Annotated in this window: 28 protein-coding genes and 2 pseudogenes; 15 read left to right on the top strand and 15 right to left on the bottom strand. The window is 48.0% G+C overall.

Going from position 1 to position 24737, the window contains the following annotated elements:
- Window positions 1-1635: 1635 nt before the first annotated feature.
- Both M1D91_RS06405 and M1D91_RS06400 read right to left on the bottom strand, forming a co-directional pair.
- The gene (locus M1D91_RS06405; protein ID WP_437433647.1) at window positions 1636-2220 is read right to left on the bottom strand and encodes a hypothetical protein; all 585 of its coding nucleotides are present in this window, start codon (window positions 2218-2220) and stop codon (window positions 1636-1638) included.
- Window positions 2221-3228: 1008 nt separating this feature from the next.
- A complete protein-coding gene (locus M1D91_RS06400) occupies window positions 3229-3702 on the bottom strand; it encodes a hypothetical protein (RefSeq protein WP_437433646.1) in 474 nt (157 codons plus the stop codon).
- Between the two features lie 813 nt (window positions 3703-4515).
- Between M1D91_RS06400 and M1D91_RS06395 the strand changes: the two genes are divergently transcribed.
- A complete protein-coding gene (locus M1D91_RS06395) occupies window positions 4516-5034 on the top strand; it encodes a LysR substrate-binding domain-containing protein (RefSeq protein ID WP_457976090.1) in 519 nt (172 codons plus the stop codon).
- Window positions 5035-5400: 366 nt separating this feature from the next.
- Here M1D91_RS06395 and M1D91_RS06390 read toward each other — a convergent pair whose 3' ends face one another.
- Entirely contained in the window at window positions 5401-6408 is a 1008-nt protein-coding gene (locus M1D91_RS06390; RefSeq protein WP_437433644.1) for an NAD(P)-dependent oxidoreductase, read from the bottom strand.
- Window positions 6409-6831: 423 nt separating this feature from the next.
- Here M1D91_RS06390 and M1D91_RS06385 point away from each other — a divergent pair, with 423 nt between their 5' ends.
- Window positions 6832-7092 carry a hypothetical protein gene (locus tag M1D91_RS06385; protein WP_437433643.1) on the top strand — a complete coding sequence of 87 codons (261 nt, stop codon included), beginning with the start codon at window positions 6832-6834 and terminating at the stop codon, window positions 7090-7092.
- A gap of 420 nt (window positions 7093-7512) precedes the next feature.
- Here the strand turns inward: M1D91_RS06385 and M1D91_RS06380 are convergent, their stop codons facing one another.
- Window positions 7513-7728, bottom strand: a complete 216-nt coding sequence (locus M1D91_RS06380) for a hypothetical protein (RefSeq protein ID WP_437433642.1) — start codon at window positions 7726-7728, stop codon at window positions 7513-7515.
- 287 nt (window positions 7729-8015) lie between these two features.
- On the opposite strand from M1D91_RS06380, the gene M1D91_RS06375 reads away from it, so the two are divergent.
- On the top strand, window positions 8016-8651 hold the full coding sequence (locus M1D91_RS06375; protein ID WP_437433641.1) for a DUF2268 domain-containing putative Zn-dependent protease: 636 nt from the start codon (window positions 8016-8018) through the stop codon (window positions 8649-8651).
- Window positions 8652-9168: 517 nt separating this feature from the next.
- Here the strand turns inward: M1D91_RS06375 and M1D91_RS06370 are convergent.
- Together M1D91_RS06370 and M1D91_RS06365 are read right to left on the bottom strand one after the other, a co-directional pair.
- Entirely contained in the window at window positions 9169-9354 is a 186-nt protein-coding gene (locus tag M1D91_RS06370) for a hypothetical protein (protein ID WP_437433640.1), read from the bottom strand.
- Between the two features lie 233 nt (window positions 9355-9587).
- Window positions 9588-10784, bottom strand: a complete 1197-nt coding sequence (locus tag M1D91_RS06365; protein ID WP_437433639.1) for an MFS transporter — start codon at window positions 10782-10784, stop codon at window positions 9588-9590.
- Between the two features lie 153 nt (window positions 10785-10937).
- Between M1D91_RS06365 and M1D91_RS06360 the strand changes: the two genes are divergently transcribed.
- Complete coding sequence (locus tag M1D91_RS06360; protein ID WP_437433638.1) at window positions 10938-11846, top strand: LysR family transcriptional regulator; 909 nt, start codon at window positions 10938-10940, stop codon at window positions 11844-11846.
- A 115-nt stretch (window positions 11847-11961) separates the two neighbouring features.
- Here M1D91_RS06360 and M1D91_RS06355 read toward each other — a convergent pair whose 3' ends face one another.
- A complete protein-coding gene (locus M1D91_RS06355; RefSeq protein WP_437433637.1) occupies window positions 11962-12351 on the bottom strand; it encodes a DUF4440 domain-containing protein in 390 nt (129 codons plus the stop codon).
- Window positions 12348-13727, bottom strand: coding sequence for an MFS transporter (locus tag M1D91_RS06350; RefSeq protein ID WP_437433636.1), 1380 nt, complete (start codon window positions 13725-13727; stop codon window positions 12348-12350). The genes M1D91_RS06355 and M1D91_RS06350 overlap by 4 nt, the downstream gene beginning before the upstream one ends.
- A 126-nt stretch (window positions 13728-13853) precedes the next feature.
- Between M1D91_RS06350 and M1D91_RS06345 the strand changes: the two genes are divergently transcribed.
- Window positions 13854-14777: a LysR family transcriptional regulator gene (locus tag M1D91_RS06345; protein WP_437433635.1), complete on the top strand. Its 924-nt coding sequence runs from the start codon at window positions 13854-13856 to the stop codon at window positions 14775-14777.
- A 579-nt stretch (window positions 14778-15356) separates the two neighbouring features.
- On the opposite strand, the gene M1D91_RS06340 is transcribed toward M1D91_RS06345, so the two are convergent.
- Both M1D91_RS06340 and M1D91_RS06335 read right to left on the bottom strand, forming a co-directional pair.
- Entirely contained in the window at window positions 15357-15578 is a 222-nt protein-coding gene (locus M1D91_RS06340; protein ID WP_437433634.1) for a hypothetical protein, read from the bottom strand.
- A pseudogene (locus M1D91_RS06335) lies at window positions 15562-15979 on the bottom strand (hypothetical protein); the annotation flags it as partial. The gene M1D91_RS06340 and the pseudogene M1D91_RS06335, both read right to left, overlap by 17 nt.
- A gap of 27 nt (window positions 15980-16006) precedes the next feature.
- On the opposite strand from M1D91_RS06335, the gene M1D91_RS06330 reads away from it, so the two are divergent.
- The 3 genes from M1D91_RS06330 to M1D91_RS06320 all read left to right on the top strand — a co-directional run bounded on the left by M1D91_RS06330 (window position 16007) and on the right by M1D91_RS06320 (window position 17155).
- Window positions 16007-16294 (top strand): hypothetical protein, encoded by a 288-nt coding sequence (locus M1D91_RS06330; RefSeq protein WP_437433633.1) that lies wholly within the window; start codon window positions 16007-16009, stop codon window positions 16292-16294.
- A 3-nt stretch (window positions 16295-16297) separates the two neighbouring features.
- Window positions 16298-16684 carry a hypothetical protein gene (locus M1D91_RS06325; RefSeq protein ID WP_437433632.1) on the top strand — a complete coding sequence of 129 codons (387 nt, stop codon included), beginning with the start codon at window positions 16298-16300 and terminating at the stop codon, window positions 16682-16684.
- 159 nt (window positions 16685-16843) lie between these two features.
- The gene (locus tag M1D91_RS06320; protein WP_437433631.1) at window positions 16844-17155 is read left to right on the top strand and encodes a hypothetical protein; all 312 of its coding nucleotides are present in this window, start codon (window positions 16844-16846) and stop codon (window positions 17153-17155) included.
- On the opposite strand, the gene M1D91_RS06315 is transcribed toward M1D91_RS06320, so the two are convergent.
- The 3 genes from M1D91_RS06315 to M1D91_RS06305 form a co-directional block, all read right to left on the bottom strand.
- Entirely contained in the window at window positions 17145-17408 is a 264-nt protein-coding gene (locus M1D91_RS06315; protein ID WP_437433630.1) for a DUF4225 domain-containing protein, read from the bottom strand. The genes M1D91_RS06320 and M1D91_RS06315 overlap by 11 nt on opposite strands.
- A 971-nt stretch (window positions 17409-18379) precedes the next feature.
- Window positions 18380-18937 (bottom strand): hypothetical protein, encoded by a 558-nt coding sequence (locus M1D91_RS06310; RefSeq protein WP_437433629.1) that lies wholly within the window; start codon window positions 18935-18937, stop codon window positions 18380-18382.
- 11 nt (window positions 18938-18948) lie between these two features.
- Window positions 18949-19383, bottom strand: coding sequence for a hypothetical protein (locus M1D91_RS06305; protein ID WP_437433628.1), 435 nt, complete (start codon window positions 19381-19383; stop codon window positions 18949-18951).
- Between the two features lie 132 nt (window positions 19384-19515).
- Between M1D91_RS06305 and M1D91_RS06300 the strand changes: the two genes are divergently transcribed.
- From M1D91_RS06300 to M1D91_RS06285, 4 genes are all read left to right on the top strand, one after another.
- The gene (locus M1D91_RS06300) at window positions 19516-19764 is read left to right on the top strand and encodes an SOS response-associated peptidase family protein (protein ID WP_437433627.1); all 249 of its coding nucleotides are present in this window, start codon (window positions 19516-19518) and stop codon (window positions 19762-19764) included.
- A gap of 224 nt (window positions 19765-19988) precedes the next feature.
- Window positions 19989-20177 carry a DUF6500 family protein gene (locus M1D91_RS06295; protein WP_437433656.1) on the top strand — a complete coding sequence of 63 codons (189 nt, stop codon included), beginning with the start codon at window positions 19989-19991 and terminating at the stop codon, window positions 20175-20177.
- Window positions 20178-20317: 140 nt separating this feature from the next.
- The gene (locus tag M1D91_RS06290) at window positions 20318-20623 is read left to right on the top strand and encodes a hypothetical protein (protein ID WP_437433626.1); all 306 of its coding nucleotides are present in this window, start codon (window positions 20318-20320) and stop codon (window positions 20621-20623) included.
- A gap of 56 nt (window positions 20624-20679) precedes the next feature.
- Window positions 20680-21006: an NIPSNAP family protein gene (locus M1D91_RS06285; RefSeq protein ID WP_437433655.1), complete on the top strand. Its 327-nt coding sequence runs from the start codon at window positions 20680-20682 to the stop codon at window positions 21004-21006.
- A 154-nt stretch (window positions 21007-21160) separates the two neighbouring features.
- Here the strand turns inward: M1D91_RS06285 and M1D91_RS06280 are convergent, their stop codons facing one another.
- On the bottom strand, window positions 21161-22066 hold the full coding sequence (locus M1D91_RS06280) for a LysR family transcriptional regulator (RefSeq protein WP_437433625.1): 906 nt from the start codon (window positions 22064-22066) through the stop codon (window positions 21161-21163).
- Window positions 22067-22181: 115 nt separating this feature from the next.
- Here M1D91_RS06280 and M1D91_RS06275 point away from each other — a divergent pair, with 115 nt between their 5' ends.
- The 3 genes from M1D91_RS06275 to M1D91_RS06265 all read left to right on the top strand — a co-directional run bounded on the left by M1D91_RS06275 (window position 22182) and on the right by M1D91_RS06265 (window position 23933).
- Window positions 22182-22763 (top strand): flavodoxin family protein, encoded by a 582-nt coding sequence (locus M1D91_RS06275; RefSeq protein WP_437433624.1) that lies wholly within the window; start codon window positions 22182-22184, stop codon window positions 22761-22763.
- 28 nt (window positions 22764-22791) lie between these two features.
- A complete protein-coding gene (locus tag M1D91_RS06270) occupies window positions 22792-23541 on the top strand; it encodes an aldo/keto reductase (protein ID WP_437433623.1) in 750 nt (249 codons plus the stop codon).
- 89 nt (window positions 23542-23630) lie between these two features.
- Entirely contained in the window at window positions 23631-23933 is a 303-nt protein-coding gene (locus tag M1D91_RS06265) for a DUF1330 domain-containing protein (RefSeq protein WP_437433622.1), read from the top strand.
- Between the two features lie 60 nt (window positions 23934-23993).
- Here M1D91_RS06265 and M1D91_RS06260 read toward each other — a convergent pair.
- A pseudogene (locus tag M1D91_RS06260) lies at window positions 23994-24669 on the bottom strand (class I SAM-dependent methyltransferase).
- Window positions 24670-24737: the final 68 nt, after the last annotated feature.

The raw sequence follows: 24737 nt of genomic DNA, 5'->3' as shown, positions 1-24737 counted from the left end.
CCCAGAAGAAAACGAACAGGGGTTACAGCTAAAGGATAATATTTTTACAGCGCTCTGCGGCGGCATTTCGCCCTCATACGTTACTGCGCTCACAAGGACACTAAAATAGTGTGCCCTTGCAATCATCCCCATCTCAAAATGCCTCCCGCGCTTCGGGTATCTGGCCCAGTGATTTTTTAACCAGCGCTGCCGCCAGCTCATCCGTGAAGCCCCGTCCTGTAGCATACTACCAGCAGGAGACTGTTGGGATTAACCCATGTCATCCACTCCTTTCGGCAGACCAGGACCATTAATCCCAACAACAACTTAAAATCCTTTTAAGTTCAATACCCGACCTAACCACATTCCGCTCCCGACAAAGCCTCCGACACTAAGGCTTATCTTGCAGAGCAGTAAGATATTATCCATTGTGAAATGAATAGGTTTCCCCTTTAAGAAGAAGAGTAATAACTCAGCAGTTACGTATAAAGCCATTGCTGTCAAAAAAACAGACACAATACTTAATGCGATAAAAACAACCAGATGCAGAAATAGATTTTGCTTTCTCATTTTTCGCGATCTCCCTGAAATGATTTGTGTCCTTCATACTTCCCGCTGAGCTCAGAGTCCGAACTACCATCGATATCGCCAACGATGCCTGGAAAATAAACAGGCGTCATATCTTTTCTCCCTTCACTTCAGCAAACCGTCTCCGGCCAGCATTAAACTTAGTATCCCAGCCATCGTTCCACTCGTTTGCCATGCCACTGACGCCCCATGAAAGTCCTTTGCCAATGCCATAACTCAACGCCCTCTGGCATGTACGTTAATTTCATCGCTCCGGTCTATGAATACTGCCACGGGATTTGGCGATGGCTGACAGGATTTGTCCGGAGCGAAAAGCCAGCTTTCTTAGTCATTTCGCGAACCTTAGGTTCTATTTTTTGTGTTCTGTGTTCTGTGGACGGACCGAACAACTATATCGCCCCAAAAAATCAGGGCACCGATCAGGGTTTACGGCGTGGTAAAGGGATCACCAAACTCATCAAGGTATTAGAAAGAAATAAGTTGATTCGTATTGTCAGTAAAGCGCAGACCATCCTGACTAGTGAACCTGACCACTCAATCAGCATTACGTGATATGTTTTCTCAGAGCAACTTACACGTTCACCGTGGTTGCTTCGCAAGCTGCGATGACGTTATTACAGCCAGGCCCCCTTCAGACTCATGCCCGGCAGATTCTTCTATCTGGATTAGGGCGGCAACCTGGCCCGGCTGCTGTTCATGCACACCGTGATATAACGGCGTGGCGTTTCGGACGGAACCTGCACACTATCGCAGGTTTGACCTGAGGTTCTTCAGGAAGCGCGCAATGAGTTCAGGCTGAAGATAAAGAGGTAGTGAAAAAGAATGTTCTCAAAGGCGGGAAAAGTAAGGCCGGAAATATCTACTGCAATATCATCAAACCCATCGAGCTGATATTTCCTCATATACGAACCGATTTATTTCATATACATGGCAAAAAAATAATTTTACCTCAGGTATGAGTTTCTTTTCCCGCTTCCTCACACCTTTGGTTTTATCATCGAAGTTTTTTCTAACCTCATATTAAAATCTGCTGCTGAAGCAGCCTTCAAAAAAATATCCCCTCACAAATTAACATGACCGCAAACCAGTAGAAAGAACAGTCTGGATGCTTATGCTTTTCGCCTGTGCAAACACCATAAGGTTTTTTATATCTTCATGGGTTTCTGAAGGGCTTTTCCTTATCTTTTCAATAAGTAACCCCAGGTTTCGGCCTTCGTCATTGAAATATTGCTCCTCTTCTTCTGGGGTGCCCTTGTCATAATTAAGAACATCCATGCTCTCAAAGGACTTATCAATAGACTGGAGTAAATCCATGTCATTTTTAGAAGTAATGTAATTACATAAGAAGTACAATGCACCGAATGCATTTTGAGCAATACTGCCCTCAATTTGTTGATAATCGTCACTGTCTGGCCCGCACATTGCTATTTTTTTTAAACTTTCCAGATCAAGGTGCGCACCAGAAAGGTAATTGACCAGTCTGTCCAGGCTGGCTCTGAAATCATTCGATAGGTTTTCATTGTAAATTTTATCGAATTTTTCTACACAAACTTCGTGCCTCTGAAGGTTACAGAGCGCGACAAGTATCTTTTCTCTTTCTGAAAACCCTTTCAGTACGGAGATATATTGAGGGATGTATTTATCAAGGATCATTTTAAGGACTCCCTATAAGCCTGTTACGGCTGTGTTTTCCTGATTTTGGCATATCTGTCGTCGTGCCATTTTCATGCATGATTCCCTCGCTATCAAGGCAGACCCGCCCTGATGCGTCGATATGCTTAATCTTGCAAAGATTATTCATTATAGTTTCCTCGGCATGTCCGTCACCGCTGATAGTATTCACATTATTTCTTTTGCCCATACACGCTGTACTGAAGGAACAACACGCTCGCTGCATGCAAGATGTTAGCTCCCGCTCCTGTCAACACTTATAGCGGCGGTTTTAGGTCCCTGGGCATATTCCTCAAGCAAGCTGCGCGCTTCCCTGACCATTTTCTCAAGCATTGTAAGTGTCAGGCTACACGCATCACTCCGCCCTGGTGGAGAAGACGCTTACTGATACAGATTTCATCCGCCAGCCAAATCTGGCGGCTCCTGGACAATTAAACGTCCCGCCTGCGGGTTGTAATAGCGCAACAATGTGTAGTGCAAACCTGTATCACAGTCGGCATACTGACCCGCAGGCTTTTATGAGGAAAATAACGCTATCAAATAACCGGTAAGCTTGAAATTTTCACGCCAGCTATGATGAAAAATAATGATAAAGCAAAAAGAGTGTCAATAGATTGCAATGACGGCCTAATGTTGATGAGCAGCCCATTATGCCCGCGCAAAAAACTGGCTTAACCTGGCGTATTTCTCGTTTGTAAAGACTGCCCCTTTATAAGCAGGATGCGCAGGCTTATCCTTTCCGCTTGCTCTCAGCCGCCAGAGTTAAGGTAATAACCTTAGGTTATCTGGTTAAAAACATACTGGCAGCCGAGTGCTGCCAGTAAAAATGATACTCTGCTCTTCGCGCATCAACTTAACCTGATGTTAGTAATGTCCGCTTCTGGCGCATAGCGGACCACGACTGAGTTAGCTGGTCCGCTTCGAGCCCAAAGCAATCATTTGTTCCTTTATGATTACCTGGCGCCATCATCCTTTGAGGACTGAGCGTGTTTAAAACCTTTTTGGGCGCGTTGCGAAGAAGACCACTGCTGCTCCGATAGCAACAATGAGCGTATCTTCAATCAGGCCACTCCTGGTTTGCCCTATCCCTGCTATGGCTTTTTTGCGTGCCGCAAGCGTTGCATATGCGAGTGGTACAGCGGCAGAGACAGCTATCGCTGCACCGGTTTTTTCTTTTCCGCCAGGTGCCAACGCGGCCCCCGCAATCCCTGCACTGGCCACGCGTGCTGACAAGCCCAAAAATACGGTGCGGTCTGGCGCTGACTTCATCTTGTCACCAAATAGCTCACCTATACCCATCGCTAACGCGCCGTATTTGAATAACGGACGGTCCAGCAGCAAAAGACGGCCTGTTGTGTCGCGCCTGGCAATGCGTGCTGCAGCGATGGCCGCCATCGGCGTCATGGAACGGCAACTGGCGACAATACCAATCAAGGCGGAATAAACAAAACTGGTTATTTTCATGCGTTATCTCCCGAATGAATAAAGGTTTTTTAATTCTTTAAGCTTTATTGGGGTGTAAACCAGCATCAATCTCTTTAATCAACGCCTTTACACGCGTACGTCTTTTTACAGGCTTTCCCTGGAGCGCTGAGTCGTACCTTGCAATCCCACAAGGATTTTTGCAGCCAGTACACGTTTTACTTTATCAGCAGAATGTAAATTCAGGTTTGCACACCTTGAGTACTAAGCATAGCGACTACTGCCGATACGACCAGAGGCCCTTTCCAGGCTTTACTTTTGGCATGTTGTTCTCCTGATAGTCATAAGGCGGATGGGTGCCGGGTGGTTAACTTTGCGAGACCTCGTATGCGATTGACCACGGCCATAATCAATATAGATGAACGGCTTGATACAGCAGCAATGACGGAAGGGGGGAGCTGCAGAACGCGACTGCACGTAATGGCCGAGCATATCCTCAGCGATAATCATCCGGCAGTGTGGCCATCACGACGAGCGCCTTGATGCTGACGCCCTTAACTGGTGATGACCCCGTGATTCATAGCGTTACGCTCAGTAGAACTGATTATGCCTGCTATGCGTATCGGCTATAGGGTAATGCCGCAGGAGACGATAGCGCCTTTTAACGAGCTCAGTGAAATGCCTGAAACAGGCCTGCCGTTACTGCAGTAAAAATACTTGCGCCCTTTCTCAGCGAAGGATTTTTTTACTGGCATCTTAAAAACTTTCCGCAGCGTCACCGCAAGATGCTTGAGGCATTTCAATCGCGCCGGGGTCGGTGCATTTCACCTTAGCTATCCAGAAATCACCCTTGACGTGAGGGAAATTTCACAGGAAAGCATCGAAGCGCTGCTGCAGGAGGGAGAGCTGGACGTGGGGATAGCATTCGAAGAAGTACACTCCCCTGACATCGAAGCGATACCGTTGCTGGACGAAGCGCTTGCTCTGGTCGTCAATACCGCTCACCCACTGGCGAGGACAAAATCTGTCGGGCTGCAGGCTCTGCACACCGAATCCCTCGTATTACTCAGCAGGGAATTTGCGACCCGCGAACAGATTGACAGCTACTGCCGTAAACACCGCATTTATCCTAAGGTAAAGATGGAGGTTAACGCTCTTGGGGCGGTAGTAGAAATTGTCCGCAGGACATCATTATCCATGCTGTTGCCCGCAAGAACCGCCCTGGCTCAGGAAAATCTGGTGGCGATCGCGCTTGAACCCGAGCGCCTGACGCGTACAGCGGTTCTTTTACGACGAAGGCTTGCTTACGAGAGCTTTGCGGCCCGGGCATTTACTAAGCTGGCTTTAGACGTAGCCGCTCAGCTGAACGTATAACTTTATGGTTGTTAAAGGAGGGGCCGTTCAGAGCATCAGCGGTGTCGGAAAGGATTTTTAACTTCGAACTGCCCTATGTTGTGTAAAGAGACTGTTTATACTCTGCTTTTCTGGACGACACCAAAAAATAGCAGTGACACCATACATAAGATTGCCTGAGTTTCCTGGGTGTGACTGGAAATATAATCTGGTTGTTCTTTTATTTATGAAATTTACCGTAAAGCCAGTGAGCAAAAAACGCATCACGCTGAATTTCGGTGCCCTCTGAGAGCGCCAGATGTCGGGAGTTTTTCAGACGCACTTCATTCTTTGCAGGCCAGTACCGGCGGGCTGACGGCTGCCTCGCCGGGGGTTGCCAGGCAATGTTTATGAAAGGGAGAGTTGCACCACCTCACCGCCTTCCTGTGAAAGGCGTGCCAGGTAGTGCGACGCATCGAGAATCTGATAAGGAAAATACAGGCCAGGCGCGATCGGTGGTTTCCCATCCAGCCCTATCAGTCGCTCAAGAAGCAGTGCTATTCCCATTCCGGTCAGGGGAGCAGCACCGCCAGGATGCACGACCGCATGTCTGCTTCGAAACGCCTGCCCACGGTGATCAAGGCCAGATATATCAATAATGATTTCCGTTGATAATGGTCCACCTTTGCGTCGACTTGAACTCACCCCCTGCCCCAGGTCGAACTGTACGCTGCGCGCTCCTGTCGCGGCTGCCAGTCCGGCTACGTCGATTGAAGAAAAGCCGGAAGCATTAATTTTGTTGCCGTCAAGCTGCGGGAAAACCGCGTTTGCGTCATCACCTTCACGCCATATCCAGTTCCCATCACGGCGCGAAAGCGCGGCAGGCATCAGGTGGTTCAGATACCTGAAATCTTCGGCGACCGCCGGGCCACCGGTATCCTGCTCATCGACCAGCGCACCAATACGAATTTCTTCCACCAGCGAGAAGGATTTCGCCAGATGGAGCGCGGGAACCGTTGTGGCGCCTACCAGCCATTCATAACCCAGCACCACCGCAGAAGCAGCCGGTGCATGCATGAAGCTTGCTATCTCAGGGGCAATTTCGAAGACGCCTGATGAGATACTCAGATGAGGTATTCTCCGCGCCTGGGCGAAGCGCAATCCGCCGAGTGAATGATCTTTATAGAGAACGACCACCGCACTGACGTGTTTCTCTCCCAACCCCAGGTCTGCAGCGTTCATATCGGGCACGACAGCTTGCGCGTTGCCAATTTCTGCCGCTGCACGCTGCGCTTTGCCAATATCCCGACCGCCTATCAGGAAGGGAATATCAGGATAAATCGCACGTAGTGCCCGGGTAGCCTGATGACCAATCGAACCTGAGCCACCCAATAAAAGTACAGGATTAAATGACATATGCGTGTTTCCTCTTTTATGTGACAAGCTACTACTAGTAGGAAAGGTAATGCATATTTCCTAAACAATCTACCTTTGGTAGGTTAAATATTTTTTAGTGATTGAATGCATAGTGATTATTAAAAGAACGTCCCCACTTTCCATGAAGGAAGTGCAACGGTTGGAAACATAAGTTATGGTTTGTGAAGGCTTGTCAATAAACTCAGGATTAACAGGAGAAAATTCCCTATCAACAAGTAGGTGTAAGCAATTACACTCAGGAATGGCATCATTGCCAGCGTTATTGTCATTCAGGATGGGAAACAGGCGCGCTTGTAGATACTTCGAGGCCCATGAGTTGTGAAATAGTACCCACACCGCTACGATTGAAGACTACCCCTTTAATGGTGAGGTCAATGTTCTCAGTCACCCGGATACACCACTATGCTAAATAAAACAGAACTGAATATCCTGAAACTTCTGGCCTCCAGAGAGTCCATAAACTGGACCTGGTACAATCTTGATCGGGCAATGACGAGCAAAAAAATGGAGGGCACTGGTAACGTAGCGAGGTTTGTCGATAATCTTTCTAAAGCCGGTCTGGTAGATATCATCCCGAGCGGAAACCCATCGGGAATGCATTACTACCGTGTATCAGAATCTGGTCATCTCTACCTGAAACACATCAGAGATGATCCCTTGTAGATTTACCCTAAGGTCTCGTTATCGCATGTCCTCATCTTTTACTGTCTTCGCGGCGACGCCCGTATGGAGGCTGCCGAACCTTATGCGGAAGCGACGCGACATCGTTGTTCTCTAAGGCAGCCTCCGCAGGGGTAACGCCGGTTAACAGCGTAGCCGGTGACAACCTGATTAGCATCATCATGGCGAGGCACTCCTCCCTGCCCGGTTATTCCTGCGTTCTGCCCCTTTTGTCCCCAGCCCGTATTAGAATGCTGTAATCAATGGCCAATACAGATCACGCTGACTTATCCGTAGCCATAATTACGTACTTATTTTTCTATAAAATATTTAACAGTAGCAATTTACACATCATGCATAATAAACATTGGTGGCGAAATCATTGCTTCATTTATCTCCTAAAAAAGCTTGAAAAATTAATATTTACTCAATAAAAGTAACCCTCTCCATTAAATCTGGCATTAGGAAAATGCTTTTTATCATCATAATTAATACATACTGGTCACCGCCAAGAAAATAGCCTATTTTTAATTTTATTTTTGATAAACCCCTGTTCTTCCAGTAGTAACCAGTGTGAACTTTGACATCATAATTTTGATTTTTGGTATCTATACCGAAAAGAATATAATAGGTAGTCATATCCTCCTCGACTTCATCATAGTCAATTTCACTAAAATCGAGACCGTTACCAACAGCACCGTATGTTTAAAGTCTCCAGAAGGGCCTGGCCGTCTCGTACATGCATGGCCATTCTGTACACTGTGCAGAGTGAAAGATGATAACGGGCGGTATAACCACACAATTATTTTGATAAACACGGTCGGTGATGCTGCCGGTGCCTGTACAAGATGGTGTGGCAACAGCATGAGGTTCACTTTATCTCTGTTAACATAGAGATACCGACTATTGCTTTAAGGCGTGCCGCGATGTCTCAAATGACCCTCCATATGCTAAATGCTCAGAAGAAACTCACCGCGCACTGTGAATGGCTTCAAAGCAGCCTGATTCATACCTACGAACAAGCCAAAAGATTGATGCCAGTGCCTTCACTGGATGTTGTAGTTAAAGCCGGGACATTTGTTATCCCGGAAAAGGGACATCTTGGTTATTGTCCTGAAGCTGGCCTCGTCTATATCACTGTAGATCCTGAAAATCCGCTATTCTGCAAAAATGAAGCGCACTCAGTTGAAAGAATGTTTGCTCATGAACTGCATCATGCTGCGAGGTGGGCAGGACCGGGCTACGGCTCATCGTTGGGAGAGGTAATAGTCTCTGAGGGGCTTGCCGGGCATTTTTCGCTTGAGCTTTTTGGCGGTGAACCTGAGCCCTGGGAAAGCCTCACATCAGATATTCTCCCGTCCTGTCGTCCACTATTGCTTGAAAACTGGCATCGCACGGATTACGACCATAATGCCTGGTTTTTCGGAACCGGGAAGCTGCCACGGTGGCTGGGATATACCGCAGGGTTTAATCTGATTTGCAGATATCTTACATACTACCCACATTTAAAGGCTTCAATGCTGGCGGACATGAATGCTGAGGAGTTAAAGACCTTTGTTTGAAGTACAGTTATCCAGAGCGATGAGTGAGCGCAAGCGGAATAGTTCACTCATCGCTCAAAGCGGACCTTATTATTGTGCTTCCAGGAGGCGCGGTGCCTAAAACGAACGTTGCTCACTTTAACCTCTTTTCGATGAGAAGCAGGTGCACCCTATTACGACAACATCTTCTTATTAAATGAATTTGTTGGTTTGCTTAGTATAGAATTTCAGTCAGCATGTAATCGAAATGACTTTATGAATTCGATCACTTTTCGCCTGCATGAATCATTTTTATCTCTTCAGCATGCCTTTTATTAAGATTGATTTGGCACTGATAGATATAGGGCCAATAGTCGTAAGCATCTTGCCCGATTTGCGATCCAACGCCTGAACAGAGATTTTTTCGATACTCTTTCCAGGAATTTTGCGACTCAAGGAAAAGGTTACTGAAAACATCACCTATGGTCTGTTGAGTATCATGAGCGTTGTAAACGGGACCACTATTGTTCTCTTTTATCTTCCTGACAGTCTCAGAAATTCATTCGTCTATATCATTATTGCTTTTATCACTAAGGGTGCGTAAGCATTCTGACGCTGTCCCTCGGTCAGCATTACTACGCCAACAATTATCGATTTCCGGCCCAGCAATAATCTCTACTTGTTCAGTACTGTAAGCTGACGGAACTAAAATCATCAAAATAATAGTTAGCAATAAATTTTTCATAAACACCTGATTGTTTGTCTTTTTGGCTCATAACGCATCAGGGATGGGTTTTCACGGATGAACGTTGACACCCGACGCCCGCGCCTTGCTCACAACCGACCCTGTTACCGTGCTTCAACGTCGCTCTGCGCCAGGAGCGGACGTCTTAATCGCTTTCCGTCAGCACGCCGAAGTAAATATTTTCACGGTCTGGTTAAAGGGCAGCAAAGAGCCTGAGCGGGCTTTATAGAATGTTACGCTGATTTCGCGGGGAATCCATGCTGCTTTGCTGTCCATACAACTGCCATCGCTAATAGCAACAAGATGATAATTGCAGGTGCGAAAGCGCCAGCCCCTGCTAAATCCAGCAACAGGCCGCCGATAATACCGCCACCTGCTATTGCCAGATTCCAGGCCGTGACCAGCATAGACTGTGCCACATCGGCTGCGTTGCCAGCAGCTCTGGCAATGGCGGTCTGGAATAATGTTGCAGCGCCACCAAAAGATAAGCCCCAGGCGGCAACCGCCATGTAAACCGCAGCCGGAATATCACTCATCATTCCCAGCACAAATGCAGACAGAGCGAACAGTGCCGTACTCATCAGCGTCAGCATACGCAGATATCTGTCAACCAGTACGCCAATAACCCAGATACCCAGCAAAGATGCAACACCAAATATCAGTAATATCAGGTCCGTTCGTTCGGCCATGTTCGCGGATGCCAGAAACGGCGCGATGTAGGTATAGAAGATGTTGTGTGCCAGCACGAAAGTCAGCACCACTAACAACACCGCGCGAACGCCTGCAAGCGTGAAGACCTGCCCCAGCGCCAGGCGTTTACTCGCTGGCAGTCCCGAAAAATCAGGCACACGGATGCGCACCCATACCATCAGCCCCAGCGCCATCAGGCTCATAATACCAAAGCACGTGCGCCATCCGACCAGGCTGCCAAGAAACGTTCCGGCGGGCACACCAAGCGACAGCGCAAGCGGCGTACCGACCATCGCTATGGCTATGGCCCGTCCTTTCTTTTCGTCTGACACCATACGCGCTGCATAGCCCGCCAGCAGTGCCCAGACAAGTCCGGCTGATACGCCTGCCATAAACCGCGCCACCAGCGTAATAACATAGTTGACGGAGAGCGACGTGACGGTATTAGCCACAACGAATCCTGCCAGCGCTATCAGTAATAATGGACGCCGACGCACGCCCTGCGTGGCGGTAATCAGGGGAATGGCAGCTAACAGTGACCCGACTGCGTAAAGCGTAACGAACTGTCCGGCAAGCGCCCCCGAAATATGCATATCAGCACTAATCTGTGGCAGTAATCCCGCAGGCAAAGCCTCTGTAAGAATGGTGATGAAACCCGCCAGCGCGAGCGCCAGAAGCGCTGCAACCGGGAAGCGAGCCTGTTGCGTATGTTGACGTTGAGCGAAAGTGGAATCCGTCATAATAGTTGTGCCCTGCTGTGTGACGATGCCCGGTATTCATCAGGCTGGATCGTCAAAATGAGTTTGTCAGGCATCATGACGGTGTTACTTATTCAGGACAATAATGCTAATGTTCAAAACATATCGGACAAATATTCTTAAATGGCATCCTTGATGGAATCACTCAGCGGTATATCGTTTTTCGTCCAGGCAGCAGAAACGCTGAGTTTCTCTGAAGCCGGACGTAATCTTGGCATTTCTTCATCAACGGTAGGGAAAAGTGTCTCCCGGCTGGAAGAGCGCCTTGGCGTCCGCCTGTTTCACCGCAGCACCCGTAGTATAAGGCTGACTGCTGAGGGCAAAATGTTTCTGGAAAGATGCCGTCGGATTCTGAGCGAAGTTGAAGCCGCAGAGCTTGAACTGTCTGAAACCAGGCTGACACCGCGAGGCCGCTTGCGCATCAGCCTGCCGCTTGTTGGCATGCTGGTTATGCCGGTGATTACCGCCTTTATGCGTCGTTATCCGGCTGTCGAGCTGGACGTGGATTTTTCCGATCGCATGGTAGATGTGATTGAAGAGGGATTTGATGTCGTAATGCGTACCGGCGAGCCGACCGATTCACGCCTGATGTCCCGCACGCTGGGCAGCTATCAGCTGAAACTGGTGGCCTCACCGGGCTATCTTGACGCGTCCGGTGTGCCCTGCTCTCCCGCTGACCTGGGCCATCATGCCTGCCTGCATCACAGATTTCCCAGCACCGGCAGGCTTGAACCCTGGCCACTCACCAGCCCCACCGGTAGCCAGGTATTAAGCCCACCGGTAACGATGGTATGTAACACATCGGCAGCATTGTTGGACGTTGCCCTGGCGGGTCTGGGTATTGCATGCCTGCCTGACTTCATGGTGCGTCAGGCAGTGGTTACAGGCGACCTGTTACCTGTTCTGGATAAGTATATGGATCATCAGGGCACTTTCAGGTTGCTCTGGCCATCCAGTAAGCACCTTTCGCCCAGAATACGTGTGTTCATAGACTTTATGGTCGATACCCTCTTTGCAACAAAAAATACCAACCGGCAGGTTTAGTAGCGAAACTTTCGTGGCATCACCATAGTAAGTGAGGTGTCCGCCTCCTCAAAGGCGGACCTTGCTGACAATATGCTATGTTACTTCCAGCAGCTCTCTGCACTTCTGCCTGATTTTAAGGCAGAGACGTCTCGTGAAGATGGCGCCAGATTGCATGACTGTCATCCCTCTTTTCAAACACAGCTGTTGAAAAACGGCGCGTTGCTTCCGCTCCGGGTAATTGCTGTATTTCTTTATAGGTGACCGTCGCTCCCCCTTCACTTTCAGCGATGATCTGCATATCAGTGATTTCAATATTTAGTCCCGGGCGGGCACCCCGCTGAGTACTGAAAAAAGCTTTTAATGCGGCAAAATCGAGCAAGACTCCACCCGGTGTCACCATCGAGAATGTCAGGCTGAAGCGTAACAGTAATTTGTCACAGATATCAGCATGCGCATCAGCGTCGCCTAACCAATCCCCGATCAATACGTGGGTATCCAGCACTTCTTTGAAATAACGATTCATTGCTGCTCCTGATTAACTAAATAAAGTACGCGCTGATTATTGAGCCGATAACAGCACAACACGGGAATAACGGCGCTGCATGCTGCTAATACAAAGCAAAGATGATAAGCCCCTTCTGTGGGCATGCCGGTATTGGCGACCAGATTAAACAGAAGATTGAGCAGGGTAACGCCAAGGCAGAAGCTGAGCTGGCGATTGATATTCCACAGCGCGCTGGCATCAGCGAGTTCGCTATCTGCTATCTGGATGAAGGCGGAACTTTGCGCTGAGCTGCTGCACAGGCTGCTGCCAAAACCCATCAGCGTGAACGCTATGACACAAACGATCACATCCATAGTGTGGCCCGTCAGAGCCAGTAGAGCCATACCGAAAGCGTTAACCAGACAACCCGTGATAAACAGGGGGCGAGGTCCCCATATGTTGAACTTTTTCCCTGTCATGCCGATCGCTGCAAACGACGCCAGTGACCATGGCAACATCATCGCGCCGACAAAGCTGGCACGCATGCCGAGCTGATTCTGCAGATAGAGCATGCAGAGCATGTTCACACCGGTAAATAGGCCTGGTACAAACTGATAAATCAGCATGGCGGTTTGCAAAAGCGGATCTCTGATCAGGTGCAAGTTGAGTAAGGGTTTGCTTTTTTTCAGGGCCTGCCGCGCATAGCCAGCCAGACAAAATAGGCCACCTGTCAGTATCAAGGCGCCACGAAAATGATGATTGGGTTCACCCAGATATGTCAGCCCCAGTAGTATCAGGGTTAACGCTGCGCAGCCACTCAGCAAACCCACCAGATCTAACCGCTCGCGTGATCCTTCCCGCGCCTCAGTTTTGAGCCAGACCCAGGCCAGTATCAGGGCGACAACGGCTAACGGCAGGCTTGCCAGAAACACCCAGCGCCAACTGAGGCTGTCGACCAGAACCCCTCCTGCTACCGGTGACAGTGCCGGAGCCAGCAGGGCAATCAGCATCACAACGGAAGAGAGCTTTGCACGTTCATGACTCTGATAGAGTGCATAGGTCATTGCCTGACCGACAGGGATGAGTAATCCGCCACCAACCCCCTGTATCCAGCGCCATGCAATCAGTTGAGAAATAGATGATGACGCCCCAACACCACAGGTGCCAGCAATGAAAATAAGCAGGGAAAACAGGAAAAGACGTTTAGCGCCAGCGCATCTTGCCAGCCAGCTGCTAAGGGGGATAACCAGTGTCAGGCCTAAGATGTAACCATTACTTATCCAGGCTACCTCGCTGACGGTGGCATCAAAACGTCGCGCAATATCGGGATAAGCAACGTTGGCGATAAACATATTGACTAAATCAATAAAAAATCCCAGCAGATAGACGGTGGTAACGCGTGCACGATAATTCATTCTGTTCTCAAAGAAGTACACATCAGGCGCGCAGTATAAGCGCGGCGGAAATCAGGATAAATTTCCTCTCTGTTGTTACACTGTCAAAATAATTTTGACAGTAGTTATTTCGGCGAGCACAAATAAATGATTAATATGCAACGCGCTGCAATCTTTGTTGCGGTGGTTGAGGCGGGAAGTTTTACCGACGCAGCCCAGACGCTGGGTCTGACTAAAGCGGTCGTCAGCGCCAGTATCAAAGTGCTGGAGAAAGAGTTGGGCGTTTCATTACTGACGAGAAGCACGAGGCACGTTTCAACGACGGATACCGGTGAAAGATTTTACCAGCACTGTCTGCGCCTTCTTCAGGAAGCCGAACGTGTTCTGGACGACATTCGTAGCGATCACTCTGGATTAAGCGGTTCACTCAGAATTACCACAACAGCAGAATATGGCGTGCGCGTGGTTGTCCCGGCACTGGCGGCCTTCAGCGCCCGCCATCCGCAGTTACGTATACAGCATGTTTCATCATCGCAAAATGACGATCTCATTTCCGGCCGTTTTGATGTCGCGATACGGCTGGGTCATCTTGCTGACTCCAGCCACCACGCCCGTCTTATTGATCGATTCGATATTTATCCGGTCGCTTCGCCTGACTATCTGAATACGTTGGGAGAGCAGTTTGTCGTGGAACTGGCACAGCTTGCTAAGGCGAAATGGATTGCTCACAGCCGTTTATCCACGCCATTAAGCTGGCAGGTAACCACACCAGAGAAAGAAAAAGTGATTTTAAGTGCCGATAGCCCCGCGATGATAATGGCCGATAGCGCCTCCTCATTACTGGCTTTTACTCTGCAAGGAGCTGGCGTTGCGATTTTGCCCGACTGGCTGGTAAAAGATGAGGTAGCCAAAGGGAATTTAATTCGCTTACTGCCAGACCATAATTTTCCCCGACAAGGCATTTACGCGCTTTACCCTCATACACGCCATGTGCCAGAAAAAGTGAGGGCATTTATTGATTTTCTACAAAACAGGATCGAAAACATGGATGCAGGCGATATACCTGCATAACCTGTTGAAACAATCCGGGGTAAGCAATGGACCAGATATGTCATGCATGAAAAAGGATGGTCCTGTAATTGGTTGCCCTTTTTCAGGATGACAGTAATTACGTATCGTCCGCTCTGTGCGCGGATCTGGATCTTGCTATTTAAGCGAGTCAATTACTACTGGAAGCATAGGGCTTGTCGATTTATCTTCTATTGTTTTGAAAAGAGCATAGTGATAAGCCAATATTGATCGTGGAGCACGACTGCCTGTTTCGCTCTTAGAAATCGGGCCATATTGAAGTTTACGCTGTTCAGCGATACCGGGCATACGCGCATAAACAGGGGACGGTCATGCATCGCTGCAGCCATATAGTGACCAATCCTGAATTCGGCACCTTATTCAACCTGGCGTTATTGCTGAACCATTTCAGGGGGACCGTGAACGATAGTCTGGCCTGCCGGTACGTTGCTGATAACAGGACGTAAAAGGGGCTGACGCTTAACGGAGCGGTTTCACGCGTTAAGTAACTTTTTGTCCTGTAAATCTTACTACTATGGACAATTAACAACATGGCCAAAAGGCCGCATTGAGCGGCCATTTTTACTGGTCAGGTCTTTCCGGCAGGATTTTGATGATGACAGCAACAACCAGCACCGACAGGCTAATTGCGATAATGCGTTCATGCCAGGTTTCGTAATGAAAGAACCAGTAGCAGCATAAGAAGAAAAGCAATCCCCCCTGGATTGCAGCTCCGGTTTCAAGCAACGAATGGAATATTCGTCGCCCTACGCTCAGCTTTGGTGGCTCATTTCGTTGTTGCATGTAGTTCACTCTCTACCATGTCAAGTATCTGTTCAAACGCTCCCTGCCCCTGCGTCCGCCTGACGTGCAGTGCTTCAAGGAATGGATTCAGTGCAGTCTCAACCAGAAAATACAGCAGGTCAAAATTGCGTTGTCGGAGCGCGTAGTAAACTTCCGGGTCACTCTGCCGCAAACGCTCAGACGTGTAAATTGATCTTTCTGCCATGCCCCTGGCTAAACGAAGATTACCTATCAGCCCCCCCACGCAGTGAGATTAACAGCGAGCTGCGTTGAGCAATCATCGTGGCCAGTTTTCCCGCTATCACGGAATTGGTGACAGTCCTGCCAGCAACTGAAGCGACGACGTTACCGTAGATGTTGTTCTGTTTCTTTTCCGGCACACTTTTTTTGAAGATGGTCAGCGGGGCATTTTCACCGGCATCGGTCTGATGTGCCTGCTGGCATGGCCTCTGATGCCGGCAAGCTACGGAATCCCTGGTCTTGTGCTGGCGTTATCACTGGCCGTCTGGCTTTCGGATTTCTCCACATCTCCAGGAATCGGCCTGGGTTATCTGTCTCTGCTGGCCCTGTTGCTGCTCAACGGCGCGTCACATCTGCTGGACAATACGCTTTCTGCGCTGATCTACACCATTCTGCCCACACTGTTTTTCCCCCTGGGAGCAATCAGACTGGCTGCTCTTACCATACCCGCTGGGCCGGGGATGCTTCTGGAATGATATATGAATCCGTCTGATCATGATCTGAATCGCTCACGTCTCTCCCGCATGACCCGATACCGGTGCGTGCAACTGAATATGACTGAAGCGGAATATTTCTGCTCTCTTCCCATGGACGAGTGTATCCCGATGCATATACCGGCGTTCATGACGCTGGCAGTAAGATGTCGTCATTCTGAAGGGCTGACGCTACCGGAAACAACCGATCTTCTTGATGACATCATGTTCTACATTGCGATGTTTGGCCTGTTCCTGGAAACAGGCAGGACTAAGCACCCGGTTGAACTGGTTAAAGCGCGCTACCGGCAGGCCGGGAGTGATCCCTCTCTGTACCCTGCCTTACTGGCTATCGGGTATCCGCAACAAGTACAGACCAGGCTGCAGGGCTGAACCATCCCCTTGCGGGTGTTGCCTTTCTCCGACAGGAAACATCGCGCCGGCAAGGGAGCAAGCAGCCATCAGACGATCGTTATGTACAAAACAGAAGACGGGGCATTATTGCTGCTGATTGATAGGGGTATAAACTTCTCAGACACAAGGGAGAATGTTATGGCCATTAATGAAAATGACTTACATAAAGCAGGCTTCACCAGCAAGGATATCGCAAGAATACAACGTACCCTTGCGCAGCATGGGGGAACGTTCGAGGAGCTGCTCACCACGCTTTCAAACCGTTTAAGGGCCGCGATGTGGATAACCTCTGTACTGATTCTGGTTTACATCTTAACGATGGTAGTGGGAAACCGGACTCACATTCTGACCAGTGGCCTGGCGATCCTGCTCACCTTACTGATCGTCTGGGGTGCCATTCCCGTCTCACTGTCACGTAAAGCCCGGCGATTCCGTAAACTCAATTTGTAGTTGGCCCTGCTGACAAAAGGTCTATGGCAACTTTTGCTTTCACACCCCAGCCGACTATTTTAATTGTCTGCAAGTGGTGTGGCATGTTGTTAACCTTGCGGAAAAAATCAGGTTTCAACCAGCGGTAGAGGCGCTGCGCGTCTGGTTTGAGCCTGAGTCCGTAAACGCCATACATTTCTCCCGCAAGCGTAACTGATTTATATAAACCCAGCCCCTGTTGCCGACTGAAGCCCAGATATTCAGCTATTTCCATAGAGCCGTCTGCCTATATATACCGTATTCCAGAGTGAGATCGCCGCAGTCAGCAAGGTGAGCCCACTTGCCCGACTACCGGCACGCCGCAACCTTGCCGTGGCCGCGATTCAGGAACGTATGGGTGACAGTAAAACAAACCCGGATGCTGATTTCCTTGTTCGGCTTAATCGTGCTCTGTATAGGTAAACTTCAGGTGCTATTAGTAACGATGAACCGGCGGCATTTTCCAGAAAGTGAGCCCGGCACGAACAGTTCATTAATGTACCTGCGTTTCCCTATTAGAGGAACGCGCACAACTTATGGAAATGTGGCTACATATTTACAGACATATTATGTCATTCAGGAAACAAGGCCGCCGGTCGGGGCAAGATTTGTTTCTGTGAAAGTCAAGCAGAGCATCTCGAAGGTGTTTCAGGGCTCCGGGGGTGCTATTACGTACCCATAGTTGACGGTGGGGAGATCCGATTCGTTAAAAGGGATTAAATTAATTCTGCCAGGTCCGCTTATCGCTCATAGCTGCCCGTCATGCCTGCTCAAAAAACAGGCTTAACGTAGGATATTTTCCGTTTCCCAAGCGGCCCCCTAAAGCCCGGTAGCGAAAACATAATGAGGATTACACCTGAATCCTCTACTTCAAGATCCGGTACGTACTGGGACAGGGCACTCACTTCAGGCGCCAGCATATATTATGGCAGTCCGGCATGGAGGGGCACCTTCTGACGCAGCGCCGCCGGAAAGTGATGACTATCGGTAACTGGGTCAGCTGATGCAGAGGAGGTGTGTAGGAAACAAGGCCGCTCAAAACTTCATATTCACCGGATAGTCCTGATCTTCAGACAGTTTTCGGTATTCGATGGCTTCTTTAGCTCTGCGACGTCGTTCATTTCGCCACACCCCTGTCTGCTCGCTAATAATCCTAATATTATTTATAGGTTTATAACCTTTATCTAATACTCTGTTAATAAGATCTTAGTTTGGAAAAAATTCTTTTAGAATATCTTCTTTCTTATTTTCAAAAATCTTAAGATCATCATTATCACCCCTTCCCTTCATGTAAATATTTTTTTCCTTATCGAAGCCTTTATCCCCAACCATAAATAAAGCCATGAGATAATCAGCATCATTAATTCCATTGCTTTTTTTTAATGATATAACTTTCCTATAGCAGGACTCTTCGTAATCACCAACCCGATCTTTCAACATACACTCATGCAACAGCAAAGAAGGGCTTTCATTTTTTCTGTTAAATGATTCAAGTACAAAAATAGCTTTTTTATAGTCACCTGTTGAAGATAAAATTCCAGTATACATCCTGACGACATTAATGTTCTCTGGATCGTCATGATAAAGAGAAGACAACCTATTTAATATGGATTTTTTTTCATCATTATCAGTTGAGCTGACATATTCCTTTAGCAACAAAGAAGCTTCTCTAGTTGAATTCTCATGTTTATTTTCAACAGCATAAGCATTCATTGCTAGTAACAGAAACATTAAAATAACACTTACAATTTTTTTATAAATCATATCAGTCCCTATCAAACTGGGTTAATACTATTTTTTCTTTTCATAGATGGCGGAAAAGGAACGGCGCTACCAACATAACCTCCATCATAAATATAACCAGACTCGATCTCTATTTTAGGTAATGAAAGATCTTTCTTGGGGGTTTGAAATTTAGCAGAGTCGATAAAATATTCATTAACATCTATAACAAAAGATTCGCCTCTATTCCTGTCAAGTTTATATATCTTATTATTTAAAAAATCTTTGACGTTACACCAGAACAAAACGCTACCACTTCCGGCCGCCCTTGCAGCGGTTGTTTTACCTGTAACTGATATGTTTACGCTTTTCCCATTTGGTATATTTTCTTCAGTTACATTAAGGTTAACTGAATAACTCGCGTGAGGACCAACACCTTCAATCCTTGAATCTGCAATCTGTGAATAATTAAAACTTTTCGTTTTCACAAACCTTTCTCCCTGTATAGTTTATTTTGTGTAACTTAAAAATTAGCCAATTTTATTAAGTTACACAAGATAAACTATCTAATAAAATTCTTTATTTATACATATTCATCCCGCGCCCGCCCTGCCGTTTCGGTGTACGCTCTCCTGGACACGTTGCCGCTGTTGCAGGGCGATCAACAGCTGATATTCAACCAGTTTTGCCTGCTATTCCCGCTCCGGCCGCTGTTTATGGCGGCACTTGGCCGCGCAATTTTTAACATTGAGCATGGTCAGGAAGGTTTTGTCATCCTGACATCATCCAGTGACCAGGGAATGGTGGATATCCACGACAGGCGCCCCGTTGTGCCAGAATCAGACGTTTCCAGCATCTGCATGCATTAATTGGTGGAGAATAGATCTCACTGCACAGGCATGCAGACTTAGCGGAATCAATAGTGGCGTTTTCTGGGCATTCGTCAAAGAAAATGTGCTGGAAAGTGCCGACAGGCCGTAGAGACGCACTGAGGTGCTCTCAAAAGGTACGGGTGACTGATGTTATCGGTAAATAAAGTCACCTACAGCCAACTGAAAAAGGAGAGCGCGTGCAGTAGAAATGAAGGGAAAAGATTATCAGGACATTTAAATCAAAAATTACGGCCAAGGGTGCCGGTATGGAGCTTTCATTTTATGCTTTTTTTGCAAACAAAATTGATGTTCCTGAACTGCTGATGGAGGTTGCGCACAGGTGGATTATGGAGATGAAGCTGAATTACTTGTCTCTGCAATGTAAACAGCCAGGCGGTGACTCCTGCTGATGCAGTACGCTGCAGGGGTGTTACGGTAAATTTGACATTTAGAAACAGTTAATCCAGCCGGTATAAAGCTTTAGTTAGGGTATCTTTCTCAGTGATACTAACAGGCGCAAAGGCTGATTTTTACGAATGGGGAGATACAGATGTGTAAATATTTTCTGGCCTGTTTTTTCGCCATGTTCGCTTTTTCTGTGAGCGCCGGTCATGGCGGCTCTGTCGGAAAAGCGGGGGCGGGTGGTTATATAGGGAATAAAAGTGCAGACGGCGCTGATGGTGGGAACGATTCAGACGGCGGTAGCGCGAGTAACACGCCCGGCAGGCCGGGGTGTCCGGGCGGTACTGCTCCTGATTTTTCTGGTAAATTTTATCTTCCAGGGACAAAACAGGAATGTAATCCGGGCAGGCAGGACTTGTTGAAAAAACATCAGCCTGTAGTCATCGGGACTTAATTCGCAACAGGGATAGTATGGTTAATTTAAGTATGCATACCAATGAAGCCGAACTGATGAAAGCCGTTGAGTTAATGCAGTATGTCCTGCAACCCGGTACCAGGCAGGAATTCCATGAAATTATGTCCGGGATAAGTGCGCCTCTCCATCGTGAGGCTGGGCTCGATATCGTTGCCTTTGGCTGCTCCCTGCATGATGAGGATTCGTACTACCTGTTCCGGGCATTCGATAATATTGAACATATGAAGGTATCGCAGGAAGCATTTTACGGAAGTGAGGCATGGCAGAAGGGACCAAGAACGGCAATCATCGATCGGATTAAAGTCAGCGTGAAGTCAGTCATGATCCTTCCTGTAACGGTGATAGATGGGTTGAGGAAATGAGCAAAACAACCAGTTCGCCGCTGTAACATTATGGTAAATATGTGTGGCAGGCAGGGGGCATTTTAGTGACAGAACTCAACGACCTAAAATTATTCTGCTCCCTTTTGATTAATACACAATAGTGCCTGAAATGTATCTTCGACTATCAGAATTATCAGTCAAAATAAGGTTTTAGAATCGCTTCTGTCCAGCTCATAAAAGCCTTTACACGCGGCGACAAATTGCGCCGGTGCGCGATGACAAATGATGCGGTGAGCGGCTCAGGGCGTAGATCAGGAAGGACCTCAATCAGGGCACCACGTTTGATATGCGGCATGAGCGAGGAATACCCTCCCTGAATTAAACCTAAACCCGCCAGTCCGGCCTCATGATAAGCCGGTACGCTGTTGACTCTCATTGTGCCTGGTAACATAAGAGACTTGTAACCATCGCCTGTCGGATACTCCCATCCGTCAGGTTTTGAACCAAAATTCCGCATGTAATGAACCATTCTGTGTCCCTGGTTAAGCAAATCATTAATCGTCAGCGGCATACCGAAGCAATCCAGATAGTCCGGGCTTGCTGCATTGATCATGCGTAAATGTCCCAGGGGCCTGGCAATAAGTGTTTCATCCACGATGGGCCCCAGACGAACCACGCAATCGAACCCTTCAGGAACCAAATCGACACGACGGTCGGTACTTGAAAGCTCAAGCTCCAGTTCAGGGTGTGCTTTTAGCAACGCTGGCAGGGCCGGGATTACCACGCTTTCCGCCAGCACGGCTGGCATATCAACGCGTAACCGGCCCCGCAATGGCCTACCGAAATTTGTGAACATTGACCGCAAATCTTCAGCTTCCGATAACAGATCGCGTGCGCGTGTATAGAAAGCACGTCCGTCCTCCGTTAGCTGCACGGTTCGCGTTGTGCGGTGCAAAAGTGTAGTTCCTACGTCATGTTCCAGTTCACGGACCACCACTGAAGCGCGTCCTTTCTTGATACCCAGACTTTCAGCCGCCTGAGTAAAACTCTTCATTTCTGCCACACGCGCAAAAATAATCAGTGATTCGAGGTTTTTCATTGTTCACCATCCGGGTAACAGTGCGTTATTTTTTGGGCCATTTATGCGGATATTAATACCTAATAGACTGCATTAACACTTTATATCCCACTGACTCTCTCTGGAGGTAATCAAAATGTCTCATCCCATGAGAACGATTAATGCCGTTGTTATCTATCACTCTGGCTACGGGCATACGGAACGGATGGCAGCGGCTGTCGCGGACGGTGCCAGTGCCACACTGATAGCCATCGACTCCGAAGGAAATATTGCTGAAAACGCATGGGAGAAAATCAGCGAGGCCGATGTCATTCTGCTCGGTTCGCCAACCTATATGGGAGGGCCAAGCTGGCAGTTCAAAAAATTTGCCGATGCCTCGTCAAAACCCTGGTTTGAGGGTAAGTGGGTTAACAAAATTTTTGGCGGCTTTACCAACAGCGCCAGCATCAATGGTGACAAACTGAATACCCTGGCCTATTTCTTTCTACTGGCTGGTCAGCACGGCGGTATCTGGGTGAACATGGATATCAAATCCTCAAACACCAAAGCGTCGTTGCGTGATGATCTTAACCGGATGGGATCAAATATCGGTCCAATGGCACAAACCCCCGCTGACGCTTCGCCTGAAGAGATGTCCATCGGTGATCTCGAAACGGCACGCCGGTATGGGGCACGTGTCGCAAATATTGCCGCGCAGTTTCATCCCGCTAAAGCTTAAAGATGTTAAATAAAAAGAGGCTGATCAAATGAAATATAACCAGCTTGGCCGGACAGGCCTGTTCGTTTCGGAATTGTGTCTCGGTACGATGACCCTGGGTGGAAACGCGGATGCGGGTATGTGGTCCTCAATCGGTGCTGTCGCGCAGAAAGAAGCGAACCAGCTTATCGCGCAGGCATTATCTGCCGGCATTAATTTTATTGATACCGCTGACATTTATTCCTTTGGTCAGTCTGAGCGTATAACGGGAGTGGCGATTAAAGAGCTTGGCGTGGTACGTAGCGATATCATTCTTGCCACAAAAACGGGTGGTGTGATGGGATCCGGGCCGAACGATAAGGGTGCCTCACGCGGACACATCATGGATTCAGTGCAGCGAAGCCTGGAACGACTGCAGGTCGATTATATTGATCTGTTCCAGATACATGCGAGTGATCCCATCACACCTATAGAAGATTTTCCCCCCGTTGATCGCGATCTCGCGTGGCGATGCGTTGCTGAAATGCGAGTCATTGCAGACAAATACGCTGTATCGGTAAGCAGAATCGCATTGGCATGGTTACTTGCCAGGCCATGGGTTACCAGCGTGATTATCGGGGTAAAACGGGTCACCCAGCTCACCGATAATCTTGGCGCGACAGACATCACTCTGACAGCCGAAGAACTGACGCATCTTGATGCGATAAGCGCGATGTCTCCTCATTACCCGGGATGGATGATCGAACATCAGGATGCAGAACGTTATCCGAACCCTTTCACTTTTAAAACGCAGAGTTAAACCTGAACCATTGTAAACATCTCAGCTTCGTCACCTATGTCTGGGCGTTTACACTGAAATACAACATCACCCACGAAGGACAAAGAAAAATGAATAAAGGTTATTTAATCGCCCATGTAACTGTATCAGACCCTGTCGCTTACGCTGAATATGCCAGAGCTGCCAAAGAGGCAATGCAGGAATTCAATCCGAAGATAATTGCCTGGTCTGGGCAGTATGAAAATCTTGAGGGTGATTCACATGAACGGCATGTTGTCTTTGAGTTTGCTTCTTATGCCGAGGCCAAACGTTTTTATAAAAGCCCTGGATATCAGGCAGCCAGGTCAATACGGGCAGGTGCTGCAACCGGAACATTTGTACTGGTTGAGGGTCCATCCTTTGACACCAACTAGTATCATGTCGCCACTCGCTCAAAACGGACAAAGGGTAATTATTTGACTGTTCAATTCCTGTTAAGAAGCACCGGATGATGCACATACCCGTGTGGCATGAGCCCACCACGGGTTGTTATTAACTCCTATTGCAAGCACATTAAATTGTGCTTCCTGTACCTCATCAGTTAAAGCCGCGAGTAGTTACAGAGTACGCCAGGGTTGACCTTATTTTAGTAAATGGTACCTGACCGGATCATAAGCGCTAATGTCTGAAGAATAATCAGGGATTCCGCACATAGAACTGATCACAACCCTTCCTCCGGGTTTGAGCAATCTCTTCACCTCTGAAAAAAAGAGAGCCCGGTCATCGTCAATGAGGCAATGCAAACAATTGCCGTCAATAATTAACTCAAACGATGAGTCCTTAAAATGATGGATACGACAAACATTTCCTACAAAAAAATGTGCAGAGGGACCAGCTTGATGAAAATGCTCTTTTGCCCACCGGATAGCTTTTTCCGAAAAGTCTATCCCCAGACAGAATATCCCCGTTCAGCAAGAGACTGGGCTGCCATTGCTCCATTCCCATACCCCTTCTCAAGTACCCGCGTGCCTGGCTTAGGAAAATACTGATGCGTGTTGAGCCAGTGAAAGATTTTTTCCTGCTGTTTTTAGCCCTGGCATAGCCTTTACCTGCCCAGGCGTTAGCTTCGTCTGCTATCAGTTGCCTGTAGTGTTTTTCATAGGGGTTCATATTGAAGACACTCTTTTCGCAATAAACCCCTTCATTTAATATTAATTATCGATGAAGTGAATCTACGA

The sequence above is a fragment of the Enterobacter sp. SA197 genome, assembly GCF_054131575.1.
Note: the sequence above shows the minus strand (reverse complement) of the source record. Positions and strands in the feature narration are given on the sequence as shown.